A 6,617-nucleotide genomic window follows, 5' to 3' on the forward strand; every position below is an offset into this window, starting at 1 on the left:
CGAGTCGTCGTCGATGGCCTGCTTGCCCAGGATGACGAGCTCAGGCTTCTCTTGATCGACTAGCGCCTTCAGGATCTTCGCGACCGCCAGCGGCTGCAACTCATCGGCGGATTCGACCAGAATCGCGCGATCCGCACCGATCGCCAGCGCCGTCCGCAACGTCTCCTGACATTGCGTCACGCCGCACGATACGGCGATCACTTCCGTAGCAACACCCGCTTCCTTCAGACGCACCGCCTCTTCCACGGCGATTTCGTCGAACGGGTTCATCGACATCTTCACGTTGGCGATATCGACACCCGTGTTATCCGATTTCACGCGGACCTTCACGTTGTAGTCGACCACGCGCTTGACTGGCACCAGAATTTTCATGCACACGCTCCAAAGTTACGATTACGTCAACCCAGCGCCATTATACGAGTGACGCGTAAGATCACCCCTCCAAAAGCGGGTGGGGTCGGCGATCGTGCAATAGGTATGAGCCGAATTTTATCGAACGATCGTTCTATTTATATCCACGAAAACCCGAATCCGACCATGAAAACGATTACCAGGCCGTAATCACCGCGCCGGCGTACTTGCCTTCGATGAACTGCTTCACTTCCGGCGAGTGATACGCCGCGATCAGCTTCGCAACCCACGGCTTGTCCTTGTCGGCCGCGCGAACCGCGATGATGTTCACATACGGACCGCGCGGATCTTCGATTGCGATCGCGTCCGACTTCGGCTTCAGGCCCGCTTCCATCGCGAAGTTCGTATTGATGGCGGCGGCATCGACGTCGTCGAGCGAGCGCGGAATCTGCGCGGCGTCGAGTTCGACGATCTTCAGCTTCTTCGGATTCTCGACGATATTGAGCGGCGTCGCTTTCAGACCCGCATCCGCGCGCAGCTTGATGAGACCTTGCTTCTGCAGCAGCAGCAATGCGCGGCCGCCGTTGGTCGGATCGTTCGGCACCGCGATGCGCGCGCCGTTGGCAAGCGCCGACAGCGACTTCAGCTTCTTCGAGTAGATGCCCATCGGGAACGTCACCGTATCGGCGACCTTGACGAGCTTGTAGCCGCGATCCTTCACTTGCGCGTCGAGATACGGCAGATGCTGATAGCTGTTCGCATCGAGATCGCCGGCGGCGAGCGCGGCGTTCGGCTGCACGTAATCCGAGAACTCGACGACCGTGATCTTCAGCCCGTTTTTCGCGGCGACCTGCTTCACCACGTCCATGATCTGCGCGTGCGGGCCGCCGGTCACGCCCAACTTGATGGCTTCATCGGCGTGCGCGGCACCGTTGAACAGCGTTGCGCTCAACAGCGCGGCGGCGAACTTCAGAATGAATCGACGTTGCATGGTTTCTTGAGTGGTTATTTGTGACTGAGACGACGAACGAGCCAGTCGCCGAACGACTGAACGAGCTGCACGAACACGATGAGAATCACGACGACCGTGATCATCACTTCAGGAAGAAAACGCTGATAACCATAGCGGATGCCGAGATCGCCGAGACCGCCGCCGCCGATCGCGCCCGCCATCGCCGAATAGCCGACGAGCGACACGAACGTGATCGTCAATCCAGCGACGACGCCCGGCAGCGATTCCGGCAACAGCACTTTGAAGACGATCTGCGATGTCGTCGCGCCCATTGCCTGCGCGGCCTCGATGAGTCCGCGATCCACTTCGCGCAGTGCCGTCTCGACGAGCCGCGCGATGAACGGCGCAGCGGCGATCGTCAGCGGCACGACGGCGGCCGCGGTGCCGATCGACGAGCCGACGACGAGCCGCGTGAACGGAATCACCGCGACGAGAAGGATGATGAACGGCGTCGAGCGCACCGCATTCACGATGCCGCCGAGCACGCGATTCACGCCGATGTTCTGCAGCACGCCGTCGCGATCGGTGAGATAGAGCAGCACGCCGAGCGGCAAACCGACCGCCGCGCCGACGAGTCCCGAGATGCCGACCATGATCAGCGTTTCCCAGAACGACTGGACGAACATGTCGAACATTTCACTCAACATGGGACAACTCCTCCACGACGACGCCCTGCGAGCGCAAATATTCGATCGCTTCGGCGATCTTCACCGGCTGACCGCCCGCGAGCACCGCGAGCGAGCCGAATGCCTGCCCCTGAATCTCGTCGATCTGGCCGTGCAGGATGTTGAAATCGAGTTCGTAGCGGCGGATCGTCTCCGAGAGAATCGGCTGATCGACGCCCGAGCCCGTGAACGCGAGCCGCAGCAAATGACCGCTGCCGGTCTTGAGCCGCTCGATCACGCGTGCCTTCAATGCGGGCGGCAACTCGTGCGCGATCACGTCGCCGATCAGTGCGCGCGTGACTTCGTGATGCGGCTGCATGAAGACATCGACGACCTTGCCCTCTTCGACCACGCGCCCGGCGTCGAGCACCGCGACGCGATCGCAGACCTGTTTGATCACTTCCATCTGATGCGTGATGAGCACGATGGTGAGCCCGAGCTCGCGATTGATCTTGCGCAGCAGATCGAGAATCGCGCGCGTGGTTTCGGGATCGAGCGCGGACGTGGCTTCGTCGGAGAGCAGCACTGTCGGCTTGCTCGCGAGCGCCCGCGCAATCCCGACGCGCTGCTTCTGTCCGCCGCTGATCTGCGCCGGATACTTGTCCTTGTGCGTCGTGAGGCCGACGAGATCGAGCAGCGGCAACACGGCCGCTTCGATCTCCGCGCGCTTCTTGCCGGCGAGTTCGAGCGGCAGCGCGACGTTGTCGTACACCGTGCGCGAACTCAGAAGATTGAAATGCTGAAAGATCATGCCGATGTCGCGGCGCGCGGCGCGCAGATCGTCCTTGCCGAGCGTCGTGAGATCGCGTCCGTCGACGATCACATTGCCTTCGCTCGGCCGCGTCAGCAGATTGATCGTGCGAACCAGCGTGCTCTTGCCCGCGCCGCTGCGCCCGATGATGCCGAACACTTCGCCGGCGGGAATCGTCAGATTGACGTTGTGCAGCGCTTCGACCCAGCCTCGGGGCCCCGCGAAACGCTGCGAAAGATTGCGTATTTCGATCATGAAAATGCAAACGGCGGAAGGCTTGTCGGGTGGAACCCACCCGCGCCGCCGGCCGCCGCTCGTTCTTAGCTGTTTGTATCGTGGCGGGGATTTTACAGGACGCGTTACATTCTGTTTAATAATGATTTCAGATCGGCTAATAACGTGGAGATATTTACCGCGCCATGTCACGCACTATCTATTCGACGAGCGCCGTCACGACGCGACACGGCGTCGAACTGTTTCTGCATCGCTGGCACCCCGCGCCGGGCATCGAACTCAACGCGCGGATCGCGCTCGTCCACGGTCTCGGCGAACACGCGGGCCGTTACGACGCGCTCGCGACCGCGCTGAACGCGGCGGGCATCGAGCTGATCGCGATCGATCTGCGCGGACACGGGAAGTCGTCGGGCGAACGGGCGTGGGTTCGCGTCTTCACGGACTATCTGCGCGACACCGATGTCCTGCTCGAAGCGTGCGCGGCCACGCCGCCCGCCGGCACGCCGCTCTTTTTGATGGGCCACAGCATGGGCGGAACGATCGCGGCGCTCTACGCCGCCGAGCGTGCGCAGGCGAACAAGCTGGCCGGTCTGATCCTGTCGAGCCCGGCGTTGAAGACCGGACCGGGCACGCCGCGCTGGAAGGCCAAACTGAGCCGCATCGTGGGCGTGGTCGCGCCGCGCGTCGCCGCGTTCAGCATCGATCCGGCGCTGCTGTCGCGCGCGCCGGGCGTCGTCGAAGCGTACAAGCGCGATCCGCTCGTGCATCACTCAGCCGTCTGCGCACGCACTGCCGCGCAGATTCTCGCCGGCATGGAGCGCGTGGCGGAAAAGCGCGGCGACATCAAGCTGCCGCTTCTCGTCTTTCACGGCAGCGCGGACGCGATCTGCGATCCCGCCGGCAGCCGCGAGTTCGAAGCCAACGCGGGATCGACCGACACCACGCTCATCGTCAACGAAGGCAGCGCCCACGAAACGCTCAACGATCTCGACCGCGAGCGCGTGATCCGCGAGCTGATCGACTGGACGCTCGTGCGCGCGGACTACGCGCGCGCTCGCGCCCGCTAGATTTCCGCCAGCACCCGCAGATGCGCAACGACGCTGCGGCCCAGCGCCGACAGGTTATAGCCGCCTTCGAGACAACTCACGATGCGCCCTTGCGCGTGGCGCTTCGCGACGCCGCGAATCTGCTCGGTGATCCACGCGTAATCGTCCTCGACGAGACCCATGTTGGCCATGTCGTCTTCGCGATGCGCATCGAAGCCGGCCGAGACGAAGATCATCTGCGGCTTGAACGCTTCGAGCCGCGGCAGCCACATCATGTCGACGACCTCGCGCACCTGCATGCCCTTAGTGCGCGCGGCGAGCGGCACGTTGACCATGTTCGCCGCGTGATTGTCGGCGCCGGAAAACGGATAGAACGGATGCTGGAAGAAACTGCACATCAGCACGCGCGAATCGCCGCTGAACGCGGCTTCGGTGCCGTTGCCGTGATGCACGTCGAAATCGACGATCGCGACCCGCTGCAGGCCGTGCACTTCCAGCGCATGCCGCGCGGCGATCGCGACGTTGTTGAAGAGGCAGAAGCCCATCGCGCGCGCGGGCTCGGCGTGATGGCCCGGCGGCCGGATGCTGCAAAACGCGTTGTCGTAACGGCCTTCGATGACGGCATCGGTGGCCGCGACCGCCGCGCCCGCCGCGCGCAACGCCGCGCGATAGGACTGGGGGCACATCGACGTATCGGGGTCGAGTTCGCTTCGGCCCGATTCCGGCGTGCGGCTCTTGATGTAGTCGATGTGCGCCTGCGTATGCACGCGCGCAAGGTCGGCTTCGTCGGCGAGCGGCGCTTCCTCGCGCTCGATGAGCGAATCGATCCGGCTCGCGATCAGCTGGTCTTCGATCGCCTGCAGGCGCGCCGGACACTCGGGATGCCATTGGCCGTTGTCGTGCTGGAGGCAGTCGGGGTGGGAGTAGAAGCCGGTGGCCATGATGTCTCGCAATGCCGCTTGTCGTCGGCTCTCGTCTCGTATTTTTTCGTCATACGCGACCACTTGTCGCGTAATTGACGTTAAGTTACCACACCGTCCGGCACGGCCGCCCTCGCCCGGGCACATGGCCGATATGGGCGCGAAGCGTCGGTTATACTGCCCCGACGCCTTGCCGGCCGAGCGATTGCGCGCGGCATGTTGCAGGCTGTTGCGTTCCGTTGAGAATCGTTGCATCGATTCGACTTCACAGGCGTTTTTGGCCACTCGCGCATCCGGCATCGCCCCAACCGCCCCCAACCACGCACACTATGACTTTCCAGTTTGCTCCGTTCGTCTTCACGGCTTCATCCAGGCCGGCAAAGCGCGCACTCGTTGCTTCGCTCGTCTGCGCGCTCGGCTTTGTCTCCGGGAACAGTGCCTTTGCGCAGTCGCAGCAGCCGCAGGCCGCGACGCCGCAAGGGCAGGTGTTCGAAGAAGAGATCGTGCCGCAGCGCTACGCGAACAATCCGAATGTCGATGCGTTCATCAATGACATGGTCGCGCGCTACGACTTCGATTCGTCCGCGCTGCACGACCTGTTCGCGCGCGTGAGCTATTCGGCGACCGCGGCGAAACTGGTGTTGCCGTCGCCCACGCCGCAGGCCAAGAACTGGCGCGCGTACCAGGGGCGTTTCATCGAGCCGGTTCGCATCAACGCCGGCGTGAAGTTCTGGCGCGCGAATCAGGCGACGCTGCAGCGCGCGTCCGAGCAATTCGGCGTGCCGCCGGAGGTGATCGTCGGAATCATCGGCGTGGAGACGATCTACGGGAAGTACATGGGCAACTTCCGCGCGCTCGACGCGCTGACCACGCTCACCTTCGATTACCCGAACACGCCGAACCGCGTCGAGCGCATGGCGACGTTCCGCAAGAATCTCGAAGACCTGCTCGTGTGGACGCGCGATTCGCAGATCGATCCGACGACCGTCCTCGGTTCATACACGGGCGCGATCGGGATTCCGCAGTTCCTGCCGAGCAGCATCGTGCAATACGCGGTCGATTACGACGGCAACAGCCGCATCGATCTGCGCACGAGCCCGGCAGACGCCATCGGCAGTGTGGCGAACTATCTGAAGCAGAACGGCTGGGAACCGGGCCGGCCGGTCGTGTGGCGCATCGCCGGCGATGTCGGCAGTCAGGGCATCGCGCAGGCCGCCGCCGATGGCGCGCCGGAACCGAAATGGTCGCTCGCGCAACTGACGAAGGCCGGCATGCTGCTCAACGAGCCGGGCTTGAATATCGACGCAGAAGCGCCGACGCCGCTCACCGTCGTCGATTTGCCCACGCCCGGCCGCGCGACCGAATACACGCTCGGGCTGAAGAACTTCTACGTGCTGACGCGTTACAACCGCAGCTTCTTCTACGCGCTCGCGGTGTATCAGCTTGGCGAAGCGGTCAAGGCGCGCATGGTCGCGGGCGACACGGGCGCGAATTCGCAGTGACGTTTGTCCGCTACAGACGTAAAAAACCCCGGCTCGCCGGTAATGCCGTTCAGTTAGCGCTGAACGGCATTTTTGTTTGTGGAGCGAGAAGTGGTTGTAAACGGAGCGCCGGGCTGTTAACTTCTCGGTGCGATGC

The 6,617-nt window shown here is 63.3% G+C and carries 6 protein-coding genes and 1 pseudogene; 2 read left to right on the top strand and 5 right to left on the bottom strand.

The genetic code is table 11. The annotated features are described in order from the left end of the window. From QCE58_RS11495 to QCE58_RS11510, 4 genes and pseudogenes are all read right to left on the bottom strand, one after another. A pseudogene (locus tag QCE58_RS11495) lies at nt 1–372 on the bottom strand (electron transfer flavoprotein subunit beta/FixA family protein); the annotation flags it as partial. A gap of 175 nt (nt 373–547) precedes the next feature. Beyond that, a complete protein-coding gene (locus QCE58_RS11500; protein ID WP_250521256.1) occupies nt 548–1,342 on the bottom strand; it encodes a MetQ/NlpA family ABC transporter substrate-binding protein in 795 nt (264 codons plus the stop codon). A gap of 14 nt (nt 1,343–1,356) precedes the next feature. Next, nucleotides 1,357–2,010, bottom strand: a complete 654-nt coding sequence (locus tag QCE58_RS11505) for a methionine ABC transporter permease (RefSeq protein ID WP_008342358.1) — start codon at nt 2,008–2,010, stop codon at nt 1,357–1,359. Beyond that, nucleotides 2,000–3,034, bottom strand: coding sequence for a methionine ABC transporter ATP-binding protein (locus QCE58_RS11510; RefSeq protein WP_008342360.1), 1,035 nt, complete (start codon nt 3,032–3,034; stop codon nt 2,000–2,002). Before QCE58_RS11510 ends, QCE58_RS11505 begins: the two co-directional genes overlap by 11 nt. Nucleotides 3,035–3,198: 164 nt before the next feature. Between QCE58_RS11510 and QCE58_RS11515 the strand changes: the two genes are divergently transcribed. Beyond that, nucleotides 3,199–4,080, top strand: coding sequence for an alpha/beta hydrolase (locus QCE58_RS11515; protein ID WP_250521257.1), 882 nt, complete (start codon nt 3,199–3,201; stop codon nt 4,078–4,080). Here the strand turns inward: QCE58_RS11515 and QCE58_RS11520 are convergent. Then, nucleotides 4,077–5,000: a histone deacetylase family protein gene (locus tag QCE58_RS11520; RefSeq protein ID WP_008342364.1), complete on the bottom strand. Its 924-nt coding sequence runs from the start codon at nt 4,998–5,000 to the stop codon at nt 4,077–4,079. The genes QCE58_RS11515 and QCE58_RS11520 overlap by 4 nt on opposite strands. A 308-nt stretch (nt 5,001–5,308) precedes the next feature. On the opposite strand from QCE58_RS11520, the gene mltB reads away from it, so the two are divergent. Then, a complete protein-coding gene (mltB, locus tag QCE58_RS11525) occupies nt 5,309–6,481 on the top strand; it encodes a lytic murein transglycosylase B (protein ID WP_250521258.1) in 1,173 nt (390 codons plus the stop codon). Nucleotides 6,482–6,617: the final 136 nt, after the last annotated feature.

Origin of the sequence: Caballeronia sp. LZ028 (assembly GCF_031451415.1) — a bacterium.
Lineage (GTDB): Bacteria > Pseudomonadota > Gammaproteobacteria > Burkholderiales > Burkholderiaceae > Caballeronia > Caballeronia zhejiangensis.

Excerpts from the sequence above, each read along its gene's own strand:
- QCE58_RS11500 (WP_250521256.1), bottom strand. The coding sequence starts at position 1,342 with ATGCAACGTCGATTCATTCTGAAGTTCGCCGCCGCGCTGTTGAGCGCA.
- QCE58_RS11505 (WP_008342358.1), bottom strand. The coding sequence starts at position 2,010 with ATGTTGAGTGAAATGTTCGACATGTTCGTCCAGTCGTTCTGGGAAACG.
- QCE58_RS11510 (WP_008342360.1), bottom strand. The coding sequence starts at position 3,034 with ATGATCGAAATACGCAATCTTTCGCAGCGTTTCGCGGGGCCCCGAGGC.
- QCE58_RS11515 (WP_250521257.1), top strand. The coding sequence starts at position 3,199 with ATGTCACGCACTATCTATTCGACGAGCGCCGTCACGACGCGACACGGC.
- QCE58_RS11520 (WP_008342364.1), bottom strand. The coding sequence starts at position 5,000 with ATGGCCACCGGCTTCTACTCCCACCCCGACTGCCTCCAGCACGACAAC.
- mltB (WP_250521258.1), top strand. The coding sequence starts at position 5,309 with ATGACTTTCCAGTTTGCTCCGTTCGTCTTCACGGCTTCATCCAGGCCG.